The sequence below is a fragment of the Ruegeria sp. CL3 genome, assembly GCF_056536505.1.
The window spans coordinates 26133-47519 of the sequence record NZ_JBQFPT010000004.1; the positions used below are offsets into that span (position 1 = coordinate 26133).

At 59.1% G+C, this 21387-nt stretch carries 20 protein-coding genes; 7 read left to right on the plus strand and 13 right to left on the minus strand.

Features of this window, described 5'->3' with window-relative positions:
• Positions 1–40: 40 nt before the first annotated feature.
• Genes ACR0NO_RS06610 through ACR0NO_RS06620 form a run of 3 tightly spaced genes read left to right on the plus strand, consistent with a single transcriptional unit; the run spans position 41 to position 3398 of the window.
• Complete coding sequence (locus ACR0NO_RS06610) at positions 41–1114, plus strand: AI-2E family transporter (RefSeq protein ID WP_170378059.1); 1074 nt, start codon at positions 41–43, stop codon at positions 1112–1114.
• Positions 1115–1804: a GTPase domain-containing protein gene (locus ACR0NO_RS06615; RefSeq protein ID WP_170462002.1), complete on the plus strand. Its 690-nt coding sequence runs from the start codon at positions 1115–1117 to the stop codon at positions 1802–1804.
• 49 nt (positions 1805–1853) lie between these two features.
• Positions 1854–3398 carry a Ppx/GppA family phosphatase gene (locus ACR0NO_RS06620; protein WP_480723400.1) on the plus strand — a complete coding sequence of 515 codons (1545 nt, stop codon included), beginning with the start codon at positions 1854–1856 and terminating at the stop codon, positions 3396–3398.
• A 7-nt stretch (positions 3399–3405) separates the two neighbouring features.
• Here the strand turns inward: ACR0NO_RS06620 and ACR0NO_RS06625 are convergent, their stop codons facing one another.
• From ACR0NO_RS06625 to scpA, 6 genes are all read right to left on the minus strand, one after another.
• A complete protein-coding gene (locus ACR0NO_RS06625; RefSeq protein WP_480723401.1) occupies positions 3406–3780 on the minus strand; it encodes a hypothetical protein in 375 nt (124 codons plus the stop codon).
• 37 nt (positions 3781–3817) lie between these two features.
• On the minus strand, positions 3818–4810 hold the full coding sequence (locus ACR0NO_RS06630) for an endonuclease/exonuclease/phosphatase family protein (RefSeq protein WP_480723402.1): 993 nt from the start codon (positions 4808–4810) through the stop codon (positions 3818–3820).
• A gap of 3 nt (positions 4811–4813) precedes the next feature.
• Positions 4814–5494: a TerB family tellurite resistance protein gene (locus ACR0NO_RS06635; RefSeq protein ID WP_170665555.1), complete on the minus strand. Its 681-nt coding sequence runs from the start codon at positions 5492–5494 to the stop codon at positions 4814–4816.
• A gap of 9 nt (positions 5495–5503) precedes the next feature.
• Entirely contained in the window at positions 5504–6028 is a 525-nt protein-coding gene (locus tag ACR0NO_RS06640; RefSeq protein ID WP_480723403.1) for an N-acetyltransferase family protein, read from the minus strand.
• Complete coding sequence (locus tag ACR0NO_RS06645) at positions 6025–6627, minus strand: VOC family protein (protein ID WP_480723404.1); 603 nt, start codon at positions 6625–6627, stop codon at positions 6025–6027. The genes ACR0NO_RS06640 and ACR0NO_RS06645 overlap by 4 nt, the downstream gene beginning before the upstream one ends.
• A gap of 137 nt (positions 6628–6764) precedes the next feature.
• The gene (scpA, locus tag ACR0NO_RS06650) at positions 6765–8891 is read right to left on the minus strand and encodes a methylmalonyl-CoA mutase (protein ID WP_480723405.1); all 2127 of its coding nucleotides are present in this window, start codon (positions 8889–8891) and stop codon (positions 6765–6767) included.
• Between the two features lie 165 nt (positions 8892–9056).
• Here scpA and ACR0NO_RS06655 point away from each other — a divergent pair, with 165 nt between their 5' ends.
• Positions 9057–9503, plus strand: coding sequence for a DUF4174 domain-containing protein (locus tag ACR0NO_RS06655; protein ID WP_170639402.1), 447 nt, complete (start codon positions 9057–9059; stop codon positions 9501–9503).
• 76 nt (positions 9504–9579) lie between these two features.
• Here ACR0NO_RS06655 and ACR0NO_RS06660 read toward each other — a convergent pair whose 3' ends face one another.
• Complete coding sequence (locus tag ACR0NO_RS06660) at positions 9580–11625, minus strand: acetyl-CoA carboxylase biotin carboxylase subunit (protein ID WP_480563708.1); 2046 nt, start codon at positions 11623–11625, stop codon at positions 9580–9582.
• Between the two features lie 116 nt (positions 11626–11741).
• Positions 11742–11945, minus strand: a complete 204-nt coding sequence (locus tag ACR0NO_RS06665) for a hypothetical protein (protein WP_480723406.1) — start codon at positions 11943–11945, stop codon at positions 11742–11744.
• A 650-nt stretch (positions 11946–12595) separates the two neighbouring features.
• Between ACR0NO_RS06665 and ACR0NO_RS06670 the strand changes: the two genes are divergently transcribed.
• Positions 12596–13768, plus strand: a complete 1173-nt coding sequence (locus ACR0NO_RS06670) for a DcaP family trimeric outer membrane transporter (RefSeq protein ID WP_480723407.1) — start codon at positions 12596–12598, stop codon at positions 13766–13768.
• A gap of 81 nt (positions 13769–13849) precedes the next feature.
• Here ACR0NO_RS06670 and ACR0NO_RS06675 read toward each other — a convergent pair whose 3' ends face one another.
• The 3 genes from ACR0NO_RS06675 to ACR0NO_RS06685 form a co-directional block, all read right to left on the minus strand.
• A complete protein-coding gene (locus ACR0NO_RS06675) occupies positions 13850–14200 on the minus strand; it encodes a hypothetical protein (protein ID WP_170471789.1) in 351 nt (116 codons plus the stop codon).
• Between the two features lie 130 nt (positions 14201–14330).
• Positions 14331–14675 (minus strand): DUF6497 family protein, encoded by a 345-nt coding sequence (locus tag ACR0NO_RS06680; RefSeq protein ID WP_480723408.1) that lies wholly within the window; start codon positions 14673–14675, stop codon positions 14331–14333.
• Positions 14676–14921: 246 nt separating this feature from the next.
• Positions 14922–16454: an acyl-CoA carboxylase subunit beta gene (locus ACR0NO_RS06685; protein ID WP_480723409.1), complete on the minus strand. Its 1533-nt coding sequence runs from the start codon at positions 16452–16454 to the stop codon at positions 14922–14924.
• A gap of 181 nt (positions 16455–16635) precedes the next feature.
• Here ACR0NO_RS06685 and ACR0NO_RS06690 point away from each other — a divergent pair, with 181 nt between their 5' ends.
• Complete coding sequence (locus ACR0NO_RS06690) at positions 16636–17841, plus strand: multidrug effflux MFS transporter (RefSeq protein ID WP_480723410.1); 1206 nt, start codon at positions 16636–16638, stop codon at positions 17839–17841.
• Positions 17842–17907: 66 nt separating this feature from the next.
• Positions 17908–19308, plus strand: coding sequence for a helix-turn-helix domain-containing protein (locus ACR0NO_RS06695; RefSeq protein ID WP_480723411.1), 1401 nt, complete (start codon positions 17908–17910; stop codon positions 19306–19308).
• A gap of 57 nt (positions 19309–19365) precedes the next feature.
• On the opposite strand, the gene ACR0NO_RS06700 is transcribed toward ACR0NO_RS06695, so the two are convergent.
• Both ACR0NO_RS06700 and betA read right to left on the minus strand, forming a co-directional pair.
• Positions 19366–19605 carry an HP1242/YdcH family protein gene (locus tag ACR0NO_RS06700; protein WP_170378021.1) on the minus strand — a complete coding sequence of 80 codons (240 nt, stop codon included), beginning with the start codon at positions 19603–19605 and terminating at the stop codon, positions 19366–19368.
• A 79-nt stretch (positions 19606–19684) separates the two neighbouring features.
• Positions 19685–21343, minus strand: a complete 1659-nt coding sequence (betA, locus tag ACR0NO_RS06705; protein WP_480723412.1) for a choline dehydrogenase — start codon at positions 21341–21343, stop codon at positions 19685–19687.
• Between the last annotated feature and the right edge of the window lie 44 nt (positions 21344–21387).

Below are 21387 nucleotides of genomic sequence, written 5' to 3' on the forward strand. Positions count from 1 at the left end.
GCCAAGAACATGGCAACGCTGTGCAACAAAGGGATGCGCCATGGCTTTGCCGGTTAAGGATCAGCTGAGATACTGGGGCATCGCCACAGTTGTCTTTGTCGTGATCCTGTGGGCCTTGGGCGATGTGCTTTTGCCCTTCGTGATCGGCGGCGCAATCGCCTATTTCCTCGACCCCGTCGCCGATCGGCTGGAAAAGCTGGGGCTGTCGCGGATGGCTGCCACCGGGATCATCACCGTGGTCGGCGTCCTTGGATTTGTGCTTGCGATTCTGATGGTTGTGCCAGCTCTGGTCACACAGTTGATCGACCTGGTCGACATAGTGCCCAGCCTGTTCCAAGAGCTGCGCGCCTTCATCGAGAAGCAATTCCCGTCGATTCTAGACCGCGAATCCAGCTCGCACCAGTTCCTTGTCGGGCTGGGTGAAACGCTAAAATCCAAGACTGGGGATGTGCTGGAATCCGTTGTGGCCTCGCTTGGCTCGGCAATCAACGTGGTGGTGCTGCTTGTCATCGTGCCTGTCGTCTCGGTCTACCTGCTGCTGGATTGGGACCGCATGGTTGCCCGGATCGGAGAGCTGCTGCCCCGCGACCACGCCCCCACGATCAAACGTCTTGCCGGTGAGATCGACAACGTGCTGGCCTCATTCGTGCGTGGCATGGGCACGGTCTGTCTGATCCTTGGCACCTACTATGCGGTTGCCTTGATGCTGGTCGGGCTGCAATTCGGCCTGATCGTCGGATTCATTGCCGGGCTGGTGACCTTCATTCCCTATCTGGGCGCGTTGATTGGCGGCACGTTGGCTATCGGCCTGGCGTTGTTCCAGTTCTGGGGGGATTGGGCGCATATCGGGCTGGTCGCAGGCATTTTTGCATTGGGACAAGTGACCGAGGGCAACTTCCTGACGCCCAAGCTGGTCGGCGACTCGGTCGGCTTGCATCCGGTCTGGCTGTTGCTGGCCTTGTCGGTCTTTGGCGCACTTTTCGGCTTTGTAGGAATGCTGGTCGCCGTTCCGGTTGCCGCAGCGCTGGGTGTGCTAGCGCGGTTCGGCACGTCGGTTTATCTGGATAGCCGCCTTTATACCGGCCTCGAAAGCCAGGATCAGGACAACGCGTAAATGGCTCGACAATTAAGCTTCGATTTGCCCGCCAAAACCGCGCTGGGGCGAGAGGATTTCTTTGTCTCCCCGGCGAACGCGCTTGCGGTTGCGATGATTTCGGCCACCTCATGGCCCGGCAACAAACTGGTGCTGAGCGGTCCGGCAGGAGCAGGTAAGACCCACCTGGCCCATGTCTGGGCGGCTGAAACCGGCGGGCGCATAATCAAAGCCGAGGCACTTCGGTACGAGGACGTGCCTGATCTGGCGCGCAGCCCGATTGCGGTTGAAGACGTTCCGATGATCGCAGGTGATATCGAGCAGCAGAAAGTGCTGTTTCACCTGCACAATCTCGTTCTGGCCGAGGGCCACGCCCTGCTGATGACGGGTCGTCTGGCGCCGAAATTCTGGCAATTGCCGCTGGCGGATCTGCAAAGCCGGGTCGAGGGCGCGCATCACGTCGCGCTCGATCCACCGGACGATGCGCTGCTCTGCGCGGTGCTTGCAAAACTGTTTGTAGACCGGCAGCTGAACCCTGGCCCAGAGGTGATTGCCTATCTGGTCAAGCATATGGATCGCCGCTTTGAGACCGCCGCCGACGTGGTCGCACAGCTGGACGATTTTGCATTGTCCGAGAAACGGGATATCACGCGCGCATTGGCGATCCGCGTCTTGAAAATGGACCCGGACGAAGGCGAACCGAATGATTGACCCAAGCGCGCCAATTGCTCATTCTGACAGCGAAATTTCTGGGTAAGACATGGACCAGACAGTCGAAACCGACATTCCTGATTGGGGGCCTTTCGGAAGACCTCTGTTCGACGACCCCGGCACAAGGGCGCTGTCACGTGTGGGCGTGGTCGATGTCGGATCGAACTCGGTCCGAATGGTGGTCTTTGATGGCGCGGCGCGGTCACCAGCCTATTTCTACAACGAAAAGGTCATGTGCGAGCTAGGCGCGGGACTGTCCGAAACCGGCCACTTGAACCCACGCGGGCGTGAGAGGGCGATGGCAGCCCTGCAGCGCTTTCAGCGGATCGCGGAAGACCTCGGCCTGCCGGGGCTGCATGTCGTGGCCACCGCAGCCGTACGTGAGGCGAAAGACGGGCCCGAATTCTGTCAGGACGTGAAAGCAAAAACCGGGCTGCATGTGGCAGTGATCGACGGTCAGGAAGAGGCGCGCCTGTCGGCCCAGGGCGTTATGCTGGGCTGGCCCGGAGCGTTTGGCCTGATCTGCGACATAGGCGGCTCGTCCATGGAATTGGCCGAGATCGGAGGTGGCGATGTAGGCCGTCGCGTGACCTCGGCCCTTGGTCCGCTGAAGCTGCGCGATATCAAGGGGGGGCGACGGGCGCGCAAGGCCCATATAAAATCCACAATGGAAGAGCTGCACAGCCAGATGGGTCAGCAGCGCGACCGGCTGTTTTTGGTGGGCGGCAGTTGGCGTGCCTTTGCACGGCTGGACATGCTGCGGCGGGGCTATCCTCTAAACGTCCTGCACGAATACCGCATGACCACTAAACAAGTGCGCGAAACGATCAAGTTCATCGACGCGAACGATCATGACAAATTGCGCAGTCAGGCTGGGGTCTCAAGCTCTCGTATGGCGCTGATCCCTTATGCGATGGATGTGCTTGCGCGGCTGATCCGCACCTTCAAACCCAAGGATATCGCGATCTCAAGCTATGGTATCCGTGAAGGGCTGCTGTATGAGCAGATGTCGCAGGAACAGCGTGACCGCGATCCCCTCATTGAGGCCAGCCGTTTTTCAGAGGCGAAAGACGCCCGCCTGCCCGGTATGGGCCGCACGCTCTTTGATTTTGTGATGCCTTTGTTCAAATCTGCGCCTGCGACGCAGGTCCGTCTGATCAAGGCCGCCTGCCTTTTGCATGACGTCAGCTGGCGCGCGCATCCCGACTACCGCGCCGAAGTCTGTTTCGACTATGTCACCCGCGCCAATCTCGGGGGGCTGAAACACTCCGAACGCGTTTTCATCGGCCTTGCGCTGCAACATCGCTATCGCAACAAACGCGAAGGCAACCGTTTTGCGCCACTCTATGAGTTGCTGGATGAAAAGGGCCAAAAACAGGCCGAGATTCTGGGCAAGGCGATGCGGTTCGGGGCCATGTTGTGCATGGACAGCGACGCACATGTGGGCAAGCTGCGCTTCTATCCCAAAAAGCGTGAGCTTGATCTGGTGCTGCCCAAATCCGTGCAGCCCCTGTTCAACGAAGTCGCCGAGTCCCGCCTGAATTCACTGGCAAATGCCCTGAAATCCGAAGTGCGTGTGGTCATCAAGGGTTGAGCTGCCCCTAGATGTCTGTGGCTCCGTCCGGGTCCTCTGGCAAAACTTCGGGTTTGTCAGGCGCATCTTCGGTCTGTTTCTTGCGGATGATGATGTCGCCATTGGGCAGGAATTCGGGCATCTCGTAGACACTCCAATCCTTTACCTCGGCGGCAAGCTCTGCCAGCGCAGGTCCCATCTCCTGCATGAAGGATCGCATTGCGGGGCCAAATTGATCTGCAAGGCCAAGCAATTCATCCAAAGCCGGCTCCATCTCGCGGCGCAGGCCCTCGAAAAACAACTCGGCCCCCTGCTCCATCAGCGTTGGTGCATCTTCTTCCTCGGCCCCTGCAGGCAGCGCAAAAGCGGCTACCATCGCGCCGATCATCAGAATATGTTTCATATGTTGAATGTAAGCCTTTCCGCGCCCAGTTGAAAGGTCACAGCTCAAAATCCAACGTGACTGGGAAGTGATCTGATGCGGTCAAAAGGGCCTCTCGCAGGTCAGGTTTGGCCCAGCAGGCAGCATCTCGAAACGGATGCCAGATGCGCCAGACAGGTCGCCGAGACTGCAAATCCTCGCTGATCATGATGTAGTCCAGCAGCGCCTCAAGGAACGTGCCGTTCTCGGGCCGCGCAAACCGCGCGGTCGCGGGCACCGATCCGGGACGCGGCCCATACGCCGTAGCCGCATGGGGATCATAGAGACCCGCCTGCAACAGAATCTCGACCGAGGAGCGCCCGAACAGATGTTCGAACTCATCCAGACCGGGCCCGTCATTTAAGTCACCCAACAGGATCACTGGATCATCCTCAGCCAAGTGATGCGCGACCCGACGAGACAACCAGATTGCCTGTGCCAACTGCTTGCGGCGGTTGGCGATCGAGATACGGATCGCCTCATCCCGTGACCCCGCCCCATGCGGAGCCTTGGATTTCAGATGCGCGCCGATCAGGCGAAACTCAAACCCCGCTTTGGTCTGGACCGACAGCTCCATTGGCGGCTTGGAGAACTGTACCACGTCCTGTGTCGCATCCACGTCCAGATCTATTTGAAACTCCGCGTCAAAGCGCGGGGCGTCATCTGCCACCTTTGGGTCATGGCGAACCGATAGAACGTCTGGATCGTAGAGAAGCGCCAGTTCCTGATGCGTATCATTGGGAAATCCCATGATCGCCTGCGAGGTGCGGAGTTCAAAAACCTCGGCAAACGCCTGCAATGCGCGCACCGTGTTCTGCCGTTTGCCCGTATTCGGCGCTTCGACGACCAGAACCGCATCCGCGTCAATCGCGGTGAGGACTTTGGCGATGGCTTCGACCTGCTGGGCCTTGGTCACGTCATGCCGACCTGACCAGCTGTCGTCGACGATCAGTCTGTCGTTGCGATCAAACAGGTTGGCAAACCATTCGATATTGTAGGTCGCCAGACGCATCGCCTAAACCGTCGCGCCGTTGATCTCATCCCAGGCGCGGTTGATGTCGATCATCTTCTTCTCGGCCAGGCGGATCGCCTCTTCCGGCACACCACGCGACATCATCGCGTCGGGGTGGGTTTCCCGCACGAGCTTGCGCCAGACCTTCCTGATCTCAGCGATCGACATATCGCGCGAGACGCCCAGAACCACATAAGGATCGTTCGGCGCATCCGGCACAAACCGCGCACGCAGGGCCAGAAACTGAGCATCCGTCTGTCCGAAAATGCGGCTGACCTCTTCCAGAAACTGGTTCTCGTTCGGGTGATAGAACCCGTCGGCCATGGCGATATGGAACAGCCCCTCCATGAGATCGCACAGCGTGGTGCTGTCCTCCGAGAACATCCGCGCGATCTTGCGGGCATAGTCCTGATAGCCCGCCACATCGGTGCGGGCCATGTTGAAGACACGGGCCGCACCCTCTTCATCTTCGCGCGCAATCTGGAACACGTCGCGGAAGGCCGTCACCTCATCCCGTGTCACCTGTCCATCGGCCTTGGCCATCTTGGCCCCCAGCGCGATCACTGCAATTGTAAACGCGACCGAGCGTTCGGGCGGCGAGCGCAGCTTTTCGAAAACAGCGGTCAGGCTCTCACCTTGGGCAAGGGCGCTTAGCGCATCGGATATGCGGGTCCAGATCGACATGGGCGTACACTAGCGTCCCATTGCAGGACTGTCAGGTGCGATAGATCCTTCGGGCGAAAGAATTTTCTGCATCAGCACAAGGTCCAGATACTGACCCCATTTGTGCCCAACTTCAGGCATGTGCCCCACCTTTGAAAACCCCAGCGTTGAATGAAAGGCGATCGCCCCCGGATTGGCCGACGAGATCCCGGCGACCAGAACATGCACCCCTTCGCTGCGGGCCACTTGCTGCAACCGCTCCATAAGGGCGCGCCCAACGCCACGGCCCCGTGCATTGTCTGCCAGCTGAATCGAATGCTCACGGCACTTGGCATAGCCCGGCCCGGATCGGAACGGGGCATAGGTTGCGAAACCAAGGACCTGCCTCTGATCCTCAGCCACCAGAAACGCCGCTCCGCGCGCCTGGATATCTCTGGCAATCGACTCTGCGTTCCGTTCATCGGTAGTGAAGGTCACCAATGTGTCGCGAATAATCGCGTTGGTGATCAAAGCGATCTCTGCTGCATCCGCTGGCTGGGCCTGACGGACCCTCATCGCAAAATACGTACCCCATGAGGCGTTTCGATCTCGGCCTGCATGGACGCTGGTCCCGTGTCAAAAACGACCGGATCAAGCGGACCCAGCTGCTCTGCCAAGAGCAACGCATCCGGGTGGTAGACAACCAGACGTCTCAGGCGGCACCCATGGTCTTCCAACATACGCGCAGGGTGAAGATCCCCCTGCCACTGGATCAGCGCCGGAAACAAGTTGTCAAAGGGCAAACGCCCGTTTGGCGGAACCGCCATCCGCCACCGCAAAGCCCCCCGGGCCAAATCAATCGGCGACCCCACACCATCGGGAAACACGGACAGGGAGGCCTCGATATCGGGTACGCGGCAAATCCAGTTGGTCAGACGTGGCGCACCCTCGAACCGGTCCAGATCGAACCACCGCGTCCTGTCGGGCCGAGGCGCATCTGGGTCGGTGGCAATCGCCTCCAGATACAACCCGTCCTTCAGGCCAAGCAACCGATTATGCGTGCCAAATGCCTCATGCTTGCCACCGGCCTGAAGTCTGACACCCAGCGCATCTTCTACATGCGCCGTGGCCTCTTCCAACGTGGCACCCGCCACCGCAATATGATCCAACTCCATTGCGCCCTCCACGATGACACCCTACGCACAGAACAAAATGGCGCAAGCCAAACCCGCGCCCTTCTTCTGTTTGAAAATACCTTCGGGGGTGAATTTGCCGTCAGGCAAAGAGGGGGCAGACAGCCCCCTGCCCCGTCTCAGCCCCGCGCGTCGCGGATCAGGCGCAAGATGTCCTGCGCAGCGTCGGGTATATTCGTCCCCGGCCCAAAGATCGCCTTGACCCCGTTGTCATAAAGGAACTGATAGTCCTGCTGCGGGATCACCCCACCGCAAATTACGATGATGTCCTCAGCCCCGGCTTTCTTGAGCTCCTCAACAAGCTGCGGTGCCAGCGTCTTGTGGCCTGCCGCCTGAGACGAGATACCCACCACATGCACGTCATTGTCCACGGCGTCCTGCGCGGCCTCGGCTGGGGTTTGGAACAGAGGGCCAACGTCCACGTCAAACCCGATATCAGCAAAGGCGGTTGCGATCACCTTGGCGCCCCGGTCGTGACCGTCCTGTCCCATCTTGACCACCAACAGACGGGGGCGACGCCCCTCGACCTCGGCAAAGTCTTCGATGGATTTCTGGATTGCGGCAAAGCCCTCGTCACCCTCGTACGCAGCGCCATAAACGCCCGCCAGGGTCTTCACCTCGGCGCGGTGGCGGCCGAACTCTTTCTCCATTGCCATACTGATCTCTCCTACCGATGCGCGGGCGCGGGCGGCCTCGACCGCAGCAGCCAGCAGGTTTCCGCCTTCTTGTGCGGCCTTGGTCAGCGCGTCCAACGCGGCCTGACAAGCGGCCTCGTCGCGGGTGGCGCGGATCTCTTCCAGCCGCGCGACCTGAGATTCGCGCACGGCCACGTTGTCGACGTCCAGAATGTCGATCGGGTCTTCCTGTTCTTTGCGGTATTTGTTGACGCCGACGATCACCTCATCTCCCCGGTCGATCATCGCCTGACGACGCGCGGCGCTTTCCTCGATCCGTAGCTTGGGCATGCCCGAGGCGACGGCTTTGGTCATACCGCCCATTTCCTCGACCTCTTCCATCAGGGCCCAGGCTTTCTCGATCAGATCATTGGTCAGGCTTTCCACGTAGTAAGAGCCCGCCAGCGGATCGACCACATCAGTCACGCCGGTCTCTTCCTGCAAGACCAGCTGCGTGTTCCGCGCAATGCGGGCCGAGAAATCTGTGGGCAGGGCAATCGCCTCGTCCAAAGCGTTGGTGTGCAGCGACTGGGTACCGCCCAGAACGGCGCTCATCGCCTCATATGCGGTGCGGATCACATTGTTATAAGGGTCCTGCTCCTGCAGCGAGACACCTGAGGTCTGGCAGTGTGTTCGCAGCATCTTGGAGCGTTCGGACTTCGCCCCGAATTCAGTCATCACGCGATGCCACAGGGTCCGCGCGGCGCGCAGTTTCGCAATCTCCATGAAGAAATTCATGCCGATAGCAAAGAAGAACGACAAACGGCCTGCGAATTTATCGACATCCATGCCCGCATCCAGCGCAGCCCGCACATATTCGCGCCCATCTGCGATCGTATAGGCCAGCTCCTGCACAAGGTTCGCGCCAGCCTCTTGCATGTGATAGCCCGAGATCGAGATCGAGTTGAACTTGGGCATCTCGTTCGAGGTGTACTCGATAATGTCCGAGATGATCTTCATCGACGGCTCAGGCGGGTAGATGTAGGTGTTACGCACCATAAACTCTTTCAGAATGTCATTCTGAATGGTGCCGGACAGGACCGATTTGCCGTGCCCCTGCTCTTCGCCCGCAACGATGAAGCTTGCCAAAACCGGGATGACCGCGCCGTTCATGGTCATCGAAACCGAGACCTTGTCAAGCGGGATGCCGTCGAACAGGATTTTCATATCCTCAACGCTGTCAATCGCAACACCGGCCTTACCGACATCGCCGACAACGCGCGGATGATCGCTGTCATAGCCGCGGTGCGTTGCCAGATCGAAGGCGACCGAGACACCCTGCTGACCTGCAGCCAGATTGCGCCGGTAGAAGGCGTTTGATTCCTCGGCGGTCGAGAACCCCGCATATTGGCGAATGGTCCAAGGGCGCCCGGCATACATCGTCGCCTTCACACCGCGCGTGAACGGGCCAAACCCTGGCAGAGTGCCCATATGCGGCAAATCGTCGGTGTCGTCCTGCGTGTAAAGCGGTTTGACGCTGATGCCTTCCAGCGTTTCCTTGGTCAGATCGTCCAGTGGCCGTCCGCGCAATTCTTTCTCGGCCAGCGCGCGCCAGTCGTTCTTGTCGGTCATCGAGGTGTCCTCTCGTCAGTTCGGCCTGCAGCAGCCTGCAATCCGTGCGTATCGTGGTTCAGCAGATGCCGGGCATGGCCCACGCGCGACAAATTAAGCGTCTTATGCAATTCGCCGGTCGCATTCGCGGGCGCAGAGGCTATATTCAACGGGACAGGAGGCCCCATGAACAAAACGCTTGCCCTTGTTTTCTCGGCACTTATCCCGCTGGCTGCCTTGGCCGCCGACGGAACAACACCTGCTGATGATGAATATGTTCGCCCTGTCGGCGACAGTGAGTTGAGCGATTTCATGTGGACCCACCGGCCCATTGTCGTCTTCGCCGATACTCCCGCCGATCCCCGGTTCCAGCAGCAGATCGACATGTTGCTGGACGGCGAGGACGCAATGCGGGATCGGGATGTCGTCGTGTTAACAGATACCGATCCGTCCGCACGATCCGCGATCCGGTCCAAGCTGCGCCCGCGTGGGTTCCAGATGGTTTTTGTCGACAAGGACGGCGTGGTCAAACTGCGCAAACCGTCCCCGTGGAGCGTGCGCGAGATCGGCCGCTCGATCGACAAAACCCCCTTGCGCGAACGCGAAATCCGCGAACGGCGCGAGGGCGGCTGAACGCTTTTGCCACGCCTCAAGCCACCGGCGCAGAACGCCGGCGAGACCTGAGGATATGCCAAAAGCGCGGTCATGATCATTCGAACTCGATGATTACTTCGTCTACGGCGAGGCTATCGCCCGGGCCTGCGTTGATCTTGGCAACGGTGCCCTTCTTCTCGGCGCGCAGGATGTTTTCCATCTTCATCGCCTCGATGGTGCACAGCGCCTGACCTTCCTGGACCTCCTGACCGACTTCCACGTCGATCTTCACGACCAGACCCGGCATCGGGCAGAGCAGCATTTTCGACGTATCCGGTGGCAGTTTCTCTGGCATCAGCTTGGCTAGCTCGGCCTGACGCGGACGGCGCACATGGACCTTCAAATCCGCACCCCGGTTGCGAATGCGGAACCCACCCGAGACCTTGCCGACTTTCAGAACCAGAGGGCTTCCATCCACATCCAGCACTGCTAGCTGATCGCCCGGTGTCCAGTCAGATGCGACGCGGACGGTCGAGCCGTCCTCGAACTTGACGGTCGCGCCTTCCTTGTCGGCGTTTACCTGAACGGCCAGCTCGTGGCCCTCCAGCGAAACGACCCAGCGCTTGCCGACCTTGCGTTCGTGGTTGTCCATCCGACCCGAAACACGAGTACGGCGAATCTCAGCAACCCGGTGCATTGCCGCGCAAGAGGCCGCGATCCGACGCAGGTCGTCTTCGGGCAGCGTCACGCCTTCGAACCCGTCCGGGTATTCCTCGGCGATAAAGGCGGTGGTCATGTCACCGCTGACGAATTTCGGGTGATCCATCACCGCCGACAGGAACGGCAGGTTGTGGCCAATCCCTTCAACCTCGAAACTGTCCAGCGCCACGCGCATTGCTTCAATCGCGGCTTCGCGGGTCGGGGCCCATGTGCAAAGTTTGGCGATCATCGGGTCGTAATACATGCTGATCTCGCCGCCCTCATAGACGCCGGTATCGTTGCGCACGGCAGCCTCACCCTCGGGCGCGTCGCCTTGCCATTTGCCATTGACCAGCATCGGACCGGCAGCGGTTTCCTGCGGCGGGCGATAGCGGGTCAGACGGCCGATCGAGGGCAGGAAGTTGCGATAGGGATCTTCTGCATACAGACGGTTCTCAATCGCCCAACCCGTCAGCGTTACGTCATCCTGCGTGATGGTCAGCTTTTCGCCATTCGCCACGCGGATCATCTGTTCCACCAGATCGACACCGGTGATCAGTTCGGTCACCGGGTGTTCCACCTGAAGACGGGTGTTCATCTCTAGAAAGTAGAAGTTCTTTTCGCCATCGACGATGAATTCCACCGTACCCGCGCTGGAATAGCCCACGGCCTTGGCCAGTGCGACGGCTTGTTCGCCCATGGCTTTGCGGGTCTCGGGATCCAGGAAGGGCGACGGAGCCTCTTCTACGACTTTCTGGTTCCGGCGCTGGATCGAGCATTCGCGTTCGCCCAGATAGATTCCGTTGCCATGGCTGTCACACAGAACCTGAATTTCGATGTGGCGCGGTTGGGTCACAAATTTCTCGATAAAGATCCGGTCGTCACCGAACGAGTTCGCGGCCTCGTTCTTGGACGATTGGAACCCCTCGCGGGCCTCTTCGTCATTCCAAGCGATCCGCATGCCCTTGCCACCGCCGCCGGCGCTGGCTTTGATCATGACGGGGTAACCGATGTCGTTCGAGATCTTGACCGCCTCATCGGCGTCTTCGATCAGGCCCATATAGCCGGGTACGGTGGAAACACCGGCCTCCTGCGCGATCTTTTTCGAGGTGATCTTGTCACCCATGCTTTCAATCGCACCAACCGGGGGGCCGACGAATGCCACGCCTTCGGCGTCGAGCGCCTCGGCGAATTTGGCGTTCTCCGACAAGAAGCCATAGCCGGGATGGACAGCCTGAGCACCGCTCTGGCGGATGGCATCCATGACCTTATCGATTACGATATAGGACTGGTTGGCAGGCGGCGGACCGATATGGACAGCCTCATCCGCCATCGACACGTGCAGAGCGTTCTTGTCCGCGTCCGAATAGATGGCGACGGTGCCGATACCCATTTTGCGGGCGGTCTTGATAACCCGGCAGGCGATCTCGCCCCGGTTGGCGATCAGGATCTTATTGAACATGGAACGTCCTTTGGCTTGGTGTTCTGGAAACGCAAAAAGCCGCCGCAGGGAGGACATCCCCACGTCGGCGCAATGCGTGACGACGGACAGGGCGGCTTGCGCCCCGAAAATTCGCGTTAGTTACAGGTGTTCTGCGTCTTGCAGTACAGCACGTTGCCTGCGGCCCCGACGGCCGCGCCGAACAACGGATCGGCACTGAGAACGGCTGCCCCGACAGCGCCCGCGCCACCGCCCAGGATGGCCTGTTCGCCGAGAGTATCGCCGCAGGCCGTGATGCCCGCACAGGTTGCCAGTGCAAGGAACACTTTTGAGATACGCATGATGTCTGCCTCGTAGTTTTTTGTATTGCTCTTAGAGGCAGTTGCCGGAACTCAGCACCGTTATTCAATAACAACGGGGTAAAATCCGCATTTTGCGCAGGTTTATGCCCATTCAGGCCAGTTTTTTGTGCAAAGAAAAACGCGGACAGGACGATGTGGGGAACACAAGCCTGCCCGCGCAAGGAAGGGGTACGGAATAGTAGGTGCATGTGCGACGCAGGCAAAGTAGTGTCGCACGGCTGGATCAAGATGCACTGCACAATCCTGTCTGCAAACAAGTTATTGTTTCCACCTAAGATTCCGGCCAGAATCTGCCCAACAGGCGAAACTCCGCGCAAATTCATGCCGACAAGAGTTGTGCGATTTTGCTGCGTCGACCCCGCCCAAACCGTCACAGTTTCGTTACACTTCCCTGCCGCTGGCCTGATTTCTGCGCCTGCAACATCACGGGCATTCACACCCGTTCGCGGATTATTTTTGCGCATATGCTGTGGGTTAACCGATCTGTTCACCCTGCCGTGAATCACGACCTTATTTTCAACACAAATACTTGAGCAAAAACGCGTTTTCCGTCCCTTTTTCGTGATTTCCCTGATCGCTGGACGCGTGGAACTTTGGCCATGCACACTCGCAAACAAGGAAACACCCACATGTTTACAAAGAGAAAAAAGGCAATCCTGCTTGCTGCCACTGCGTTTAGTGTGACCAGCACGCTTGCCTTTGCTCAGGACGCTCAAACCCAAGCCGAGCTTGACACTCTCCGCGCTCGGGTCGAAGCGCTCGAGGCCTCCAGCGCCGGTCCCGCCAATGGCGATTTCCGCCTTGGGAACACCAGCCTGGACCTTTACGGCTACATCAAGGCCGACTTCTTTTATGACTTCGACTTCGACCAGGGCGACACCGCATTCGTGAACGTCATCGGCGAGCCTTCGACCGCAACCAGCGGCACCTTCGGTAGCACCGTACGCCAGTCGCGCATCGGCCTGCGCACCAGCACGCCCAGCGCGCTGGGTGATATTGGCGGTCAGTTGGAGCTGGACCTGTTCGCGTCCAACGGCACGGCCGAACTGCGCCTGCGTCACGCTAACATTACCATTGGTGACAATTGGCTGATCGGTCAGTACTGGACCAACTTCCAGCCGCTGGACACCTACCCCACGTCGGTTGAATTCAACGGCCCCGTCGGCATCGCCTTCGCCCGTCAGCCGCAAATCCGCTATACCAACAGCTTCGGCACGAACACTGAGTTCAGCGTTTCGCTCGAGGAAAACGTCAGCGGCTCGAACTCGAACGACCCGGTTTTGACCGCGGCGGCTGAATACAATGACGGTACTTACGTCGCGCGTATCTCGGGCCTCTACGGTAAAGCCGAAACCAGCGATGGTGCCACCGAAGTGGACCAGTGGGGCGTGACCCTGTCGGGATCGGTTCGCCCGTGGGAAGGCGGTCTGTTCCAGGTCAACTACGTGACTGGCCAAGCGATCGGCCCCTACCTGATCGGCCTTGGCAACGCCATCGTCAACGGCCAGGCCAACGACGTCGACGGCTACACGATCGAGCTCCGTCAGGATCTGGGTGCGAAATGGAACGTCGGCATCGCCTATGGTCGGGAAGACTATGATCTGGCGACCAACAGCTTTTCGGATGGCAGCGGATCCCTCAACTTCACCGAGTTGGAGACAATCCACGTCAACGCCTTCTATCAGGCGACCGACAGCCTGACGCTGAGCGCCGAGTACATCTATGGTGAGCGCAACGACGCAACAACCGGTGACACCTTCGACGGTAGCCGCGTTCAGGTCGCCGCGCAGCTGAACTTCTGACGCCACATACCCGCCCTGCCCGTCTTCGGGCAGGGTTTTACCCATGCGGGCAAGGATATGAGGCACAGGGTGGATCACCGCTCAGCCCACTCCGAAAACTTCGGGAAAAGACGCACGTGCCGCGTCCAGATCAATGACCAACAACGCATCATAGCTAGCCGGGTCGAAGGGATCTTCGGCTGGCACGACCTCACGCTCAAACAGCCAGCTCAGCCGCCCTGCATCCAGATTGCCGCGTTCAAAGGGCTGATCCCCGAAGTTCTGCCAAAGCGCCTCCATAAAGGCGGCATCTGCGCGACGGTCCGCAGGTTTGCGGTCGCGGAACCGCTCACGCCGGGTGATCGGCGTCACGCCCTTAGGGTTGGCACGGCGGATAGTGAATTGAAAATCCGTCCCCGGCAGACGGCCCGGAAAACCCCGATGCTTCAACATCCTAGCACCTCGTTGACCGCTGTCATCGGGAATAAGAATTCGCACCCGAAAGGGGAAAAAGTCATAGCGCGCACCTCCAAAGCCGCATCCGTTGTCTGAGATGCTCTGCTTTCATGACGACAGATCATGGTCAGAGCCCCTCCCAGATACACCGGGACTGCTCCAGCCGGTAGGCTTCGAAAAACTGAGTTGCATCGGGGGCGGCATCGCCGAATTGGATCGGGCGGTCGGACAGGGAAATCACTACCAAGGCCGGGTCCAAATCATGCTGGGCGACATAGGCAACCGCCAGCGTCTGGCACAGATGCTCCATATCGTTCGACGCTACGTCATAGCCGATCCGCCCAACCGTCGCGCCAATCTTCGGGGCGATGAACCGGAACCGCACCCACAGTTCACCGGGGTTGTTGTCCAACAGAACGTCGCTCAGATGCACGGGTTGGCCAGAGGGCACGGGCAGAGAAGTTTCGGCCACTGAAATGCTTGGCAAAGACAGAATGCTGAACATCAGACCCAAGGCGCGACCCCGGACCCGCCAATGGCAGGCTCCTCCTTCCGGGATCGCGCGCGCAGTGCTATGTGCCCGCGCGGTTCTATGTCTGATGGATCGGATCATTCGACGATTTTTCGTTCGTTGTCAATTCTGCCTTGATTTCGGGCAAATTGCGGAGGAGTACCGCAATTTTCGGCGGATTTGGGTGGGTCGCCCCACCCCGCACGCTCAGAGAGGGATGTTGTCGTGCTTTTTCCACGGGTTTTTCAACTGCTTGCCGCGCAAGCTGGCAAAAGCCCGCGAGACACGACGGCGCGTTGATTGCGGCATGATCACCTCGTCCACAAAGCCGCGTTCAGCCGCCACAAATGGGTTGGCGAAACGGTCTTCGTAGTCGGAGACATGCTGCGCGGTCTTTTCAGCGTCGCCGAGGTCAGCGCGGTGGATGATCTCGGTCGCGCCTTTCGCACCCATCACCGCGATCTCGGCCGTGGGCCACGCATAGTTGAAATCGCCACGGAGATGCTTTGAGGCCATCACAACATAAGCACCACCGTAAGCCTTACGGGTAATCACGGTCACTTTCGGCACGGTCGCTTCACCGTACGCATAAAGCAGCTTGGCACCATGCTTGATCACGCCGCTATATTCCTGCTGCGTTCCGGGCAAGAAGCCGGGCACGTCCACCAGCGTCAGAATCGGGATCTCGAAACAGTCACAGAAGCGCACGAACCGCGCCGCCTTGCGTGAGCTGTCGATATCCAGACATCCGGCCAGAACCATGGGCTGGTTCGCCACAACACCCACAGTCTGCCCTTCCAGACGGATGAAGCCAGTGACGATGTTCTTGGCGAAGTCTTCCTGAATCTCGTAAAAATCGCCTTCATCCGCGATCTTCGTGATCAGTTCCTTCATGTCGTACGGTGTGTTCGGATTGTCCGGAACCAGTGTATCCAAAGAGGTTTCGACACGGTTGGGATCGTCAAAGAAAGGTCGAACCGGAGGTTTTTCCTGGTTGTTGAGCGGCAGAAAGTCGACCAGTCGGCGCACCTCGGCCAAAGCTTCGACATCGTTTTCAAACGCCCCATCCGCGACCGAGGACTTCTTGGTATGCGTAGAAGCTCCACCCAGTTCCTCAGCTGTGACGACCTCATTCGTGACGGTCTTCACCACGTCTGGGCCGGTGACGAACATGTAGGACGAGTCGTTCACCATGAAGATAAAGTCCGTCATCGCCGGGCTGTATACCGCGCCACCCGCACAGGGGCCCATGATCACGCTGATCTGAGGTACCACGCCGGACGCGGTGATGTTGCGCTGGAACACTTCGGCATAACCCGCGAGCGAGGCAACGCCTTCCTGGATTCGCGCACCACCCGAGTCGTTGATCCCGATGATCGGCGCGCCGTTCTGCACGGCCATATCCATGATCTTACAGATCTTCTGCGCATGCGTTTCCGACAGCGAACCACCAAACACGGTGAAATCCTGGCTGAACACGTAGACCATACGGCCATTGATCGTGCCCCATCCTGTGACCACACCATCCCCGGCAGGCTTTTGTTTTTCCATCCCGAATTCGGTGCAACGATGGCTGACGAACATGTCGAATTCTTCAAAACTGCCTTCGTCCAGCAGCAGCTCGATCCGCTCGCGCGCGGTCAGCTTGCCCCGCCCATGCTGCGCGTCGATCCGTTTTTGCCCACCACCCAGACGGGCCGCGTTGCGGCGTTCTTCAAGCTCGGAAAGGATGTCTTTCATGGCGATAGTCCCCTGTGAAATCTGACCGGACCCTACAGCGGGCGACCCTTCAGCCAAAGATATTTTCGGCAAATTTGCAAAGTTTTGAAAATCGTATTTGCTCAAACTGTAAATTTGCGAATTTCAACCAGTTGCATCAAGCGTCTGGCCTTTGCCTACTCAACAGCTATACAAGCGAACCATGCAGTTCAGAACGTCGTCGGCTTTTCGCACACCACCCACAATCGGCACTTTGGTTCTTCTCTCGGGACTGTCGGCGCTGAGCATGAATCTATTCCTGCCAAGCCTGCCGAACATGGCCCTGCATTTCGACACGCATTACAAGGTCATGCAACTGTCGATTGCCCTTTACCTGCTGGTAAACGCGGTCCTGCAGATCATCATCGGACCAATTGCAGACAAAGCGGGACGGCGCCCGGTTTTGCTTTGGGGACTCGCACTCTTTCTGCTGGCGACACTTGGCTGCATCTACGCACCAACAGCCGAGGTGTTCCTACTTTTCCGCATGTGTCAGGCGGTCGTGGTGGTCGGGATGGTCCTCAGCCGGGCCGCGGTGCGGGACATGTATGATCAGGATCAGGCGGCCTCGATGATCGGCTATGTCACCATGGGAATGGCCGTAGTCCCGATGATTGGCCCGGCCATAGGCGGGTTTCTGGAAGAGAGCTTTGGCTGGAAAGCCAATTTCTGGCTGCCTTTCGCTTTGGGCGCCTTGACCCTTGCCTTGACTTATCTCGATTTCGGGGAAACCTCAGCCAAAAGCGGCAAAACTCTTTTGCAGCAATTTCGCGAATACCCTGAGCTGCTGATGTCTCCCCGGTTCTGGGGCTATTCGCTGTCCTCTGCCTGCTCATCAGGCGCGTTCTTTGCCTATCTGGGCGGTGCGCCCTTTATCGGAACCGAAGTCTTTGGCATGAGCGCGGCCGAAGTCGGGATCTATTTCGGCGCACCTGCTTTGGGCTATTTTCTGGGGAACTTCTTCAGCGGGCGCTATTCGGTCAGGTTCGGCATCAACCGCATGGTGCTTTGGGGAACCTGGTTGAACGCCGCAGGCGTCGCCCTTTCTGCCGCATTGTTCCTGACAGGCTTCGGAACAGCGCTCAGCTTTTTCGGCTTCATGACGTTCGTCGGATTGGGCAATGGCATGACGATCCCAAACGCAACATCCGGCGCCCTGTCCGTAAGGCCACATCTGGCCGCCACCGCCTCGGGCCTCAGCGGCGCAATCATGCTGGGCGGAGGGGCAGGCCTGAGCGCACTGGCAGGGGCGCTACTGACCGTTGAAACAGGCGCAATGCCCTTGCTCTGGCTCATGCTGGTCACGGCGATCCTCGCCATCGCGGCCATTTCCTCGGTCATTTGGCGCGAACGACAATTGGGCCTCTAAGCCGCCTTGCCCCCGAGGGTTTGCAAAGTTAACGTGCCAAAATAGAAAATTTGCAAAGGCACGCCGATGGCCACCCAAAAACTCTATGCCGGCGCCAAATTGCGCGAAATGCGCACGCGCCTGACGCTGACCCAAAAGGAATTTGCCACAAAACTGGGTGTTTCCCTGCCCTACCTGAACCAGATGGAGAACAACAACCGGCCGATCTCGACCACGGTTGTTCTGGCTTTGGCGCAGGAATTCGGCATGGACGTGACCGAACTGAGTACGGGCGATAGCGAACGGCTGGTCTCGGATATGCGTGAAGCGCTAGCCGATCCGGTCTTTGCCGACGACATCCCCCCTTTGTCTGATCTGCGCCTGACCGCCTCAAACGCCCCAGCCCTTGCCCGTGCCTTTATCAAGCTGCACCGAAGCTATCGCCAAACCCACGAACGCCTCGCCTCACTAGACGAAGCGCTAGGCCGCGAAGACTCCCGCACCCAAGCCAGCCCATGGGAGGAAGTTCGCGACTTCTTCCACTATTGCGACAACTACATCGACGCGGTTGACCGCGCCGCCGAACTGTTTGCCAAACGCGCCGACGGCCCGGGCGGCATCCGTCAGGCCGCCCTTCAAAGTTTGGAAGAGCGCGGCATTCAAGTGATCTTCTCAGACATCAACCCGTTGCGCAGCTACGACAAGGAAAGCAGAACCCTGCGCCTGTCCTCACGCGCTGCACCGCAAACACAGGTCTTCCAACTGTTGCTTCAGGTTGCCCTGATCAGTCAGGACAAGCTGTTAGAAGCGACGCTCGATTTCGCCAAATTCCAGAGTGAAGAGGCCCGCGCAATCGCCAAAATCGGTCTTGCCAACTACTTCGCCGGCGCGTCCCTGATGCCCTACAGCGCGTTTCTGGCCGCCGCCCAAGAAGACCGTCATGACCTGGAGATGCTGAGCAACCGGTTTGGCGCTTCTATCGAGCAGGTCGCGCACCGCTTGTCCACGTTGCAGCGCCCCGGCGCAAAAGGCATCCCGTTCTTCTTCGTCCGCGTGGATCAAGCCGGAACGATCACCAAACGCCACTCGGCCACGCGGCTGCAATTTGCCCGCTTTGGCGGTGCCTGCCCGTTGTGGAACGTCCACCGCGCCTTTGAAACACCGGGGCATTTCCTGCGGCAACTGGCAGAAACGCCCGATGGTGTCCGCTACATTTCGCTGGCGAGGGATGTTTCAAAGCCCGGCGGCTCATTCGGTGCGCCGGTACGCCGCTATGCCATCGCACTGGGCTGCGAAACCCGCCATGCCGAAGCCTTGGTCTATGCAGACAATCTGGATATCAACAACGCCAGCGCCTATGAACCGATCGGCATTTCCTGCCGCATCTGCGAGCGCGCCAACTGTCACCAACGCTCGGTTCCGCCACTGGAACGGCGCTTGGCTATCGACACTCATACCCGAGGCACATTGCCATACGAGGTCACTTGATCTTCATCTGGCCAAAAATATCCCGGGGGTGCGGGGGCAGAGCCCCCGCTGTTGGCATTAAGCCTTGGACACGATCGCCCAGATCTCATCCTTGAGCGCGGCGCGTTTCTTTCGCATCTCGCCCTCGGCCAGTTCTTCCACCGGCTCGATATTGGTTTCGGCGCGATGAACGCGGCGGTTGATTTCGTGATACTCATCAGCCAGCCGCGCAAAATGAGCGTCCGTCTGCTTGAGCTGGCTCATCACCTCAACTTTGTCCGGAAACTCTTCTGCCAGTTCATGCGGGGTGTGGGACATTTCTGTTCGCTCCTGAATAAATGTCGTTGCGATTCAGGTTTATCGAATGTCGCCCCACCCCACTTTGACGCGGATCAAATCAGCGCTGCGCTACCTCCCATTGCGGGTGAATCCACGGGCGGTCATTGGCCTTCGGAAGCGCATCCTTGCCCAGCAGGTGGTCCGACATTTTCTCACCAACCATGATCGACGGCGCGTTGAGGTTGCCATTGGTGATCTGGGGGAAGATCGAGCTGTCAGCCACGCGCAAACCATCCACGCCGATGACACGACCTTCAGGGTCGACCACGGCGTTCTTGTCATCCGCGCGCCCCATCCGGCAGGTACCACAGGGGTGATAGGCGCTTTCGGCATGCTCTGCGATGAAGGCATTCAGTTCCTCATCCGTCTGCACCGAGGCGCCGGGCTGGATCTCCTTGCCCGCATAGGGTTTGAAGGCGTCCTGACCAAAGATCTCACGGGTGAGGCGGATACATTTGCGGAAGTCTTCCCAATCTTTTTCGTGGCTCATGTAGTTGAACCGGATCACCGGCGCGTCTTCAGCCTTGTTCGACCGCAAAGTCACAGCCCCACGCGACGGAGACCGCATCGGCCCCACATGCGCCTGGAACCCATGCCCTTCAGCCGCGGCCTGACCGTCATAGCGCACTGCAATCGGCAGGAAGTGGTACTGGATGTCGGGGTATTCCACGCCCGGGTTCGACCGGATGAACGCCGCGCTCTCGAACTGGTTCGAGGCCCCAAGACCAGTTTTGGTGAACAGCCACTGCGCGCCAATCAGCCCTTTGCTGAACAGGTTCCAGTGCTTATACAGCGTGATCGGCTGCAGCGAGGCTTGCTGGATATACAGCTCTAGATGGTCCTGCAGGTTTGCGCCCACGCCCGGACGATCAGCAACAACGTCGATACTATGCTCCGCCAGATGCGACGCCGACCCGATACCCGATAGCATCAGCAGTTTGGGCGAGTTGATCGATGAGGCCGCCAGAACAACCTCACGCCGGGCACGAATGACCTCTTTCTTGCCGCCACGCACCAGCTCGACGCCGACTGCGCGACCCTCTTCCATTACAACGCGCGATGCCAAACCCTTGACGAGGTCGCAGTTGGGACGTTTCAGAGCAGGTCGCAGATAAGCATTTGCCGCCGACCAGCGCCGTCCTTTCCAGACGGTCTGTTCCATCGGGCCGAAGCCTTCCTGCTTTTCGCCGTTATAGTCGCCCGTGACTTCATAGCCCGCTTGCTGACCGGCATCGACGAAGGCTTGGAACAACGGGTTTTTGCGCGGACCGCGTGACACATGCAGCGGACCATCCTTGCCGCGCCATTCAGGGTCACCGCCATGGCCACCATCATGCCAGGTTTCCATACGTTTGTAGTAGGGCAGCACATCCGCATAGGACCACCCATCCGCACCCATATCCGCCCAAGTGTCAAAATCCCGCGCGTGGCCGCGCACATAGACCATCCCGTTGATAGAGGACGACCCACCGATCACCTTGCCGCGCGGACAGGCCATCCGGCGGTTGTTCATGTTAGGTTCGGGTTCCGAGCTGAATCCCCAGTCGTACAGCGACATATTCATCGGATAGCTCAGCGCCGCAGGCATCTGAATAAAGGGCCCGGCATCCGTGCCCCCATGTTCGATCACCAGGACCGAGGCCCCAGCCTCGCTCAGGCGATAGGCCATCGCACAGCCGGCAGAGCCAGCACCCACAATGACAAAATCTGCTTCCATTTCACGTCTCCATAGATCCGCCGTGAGAGGTTTCGAAACCTGCT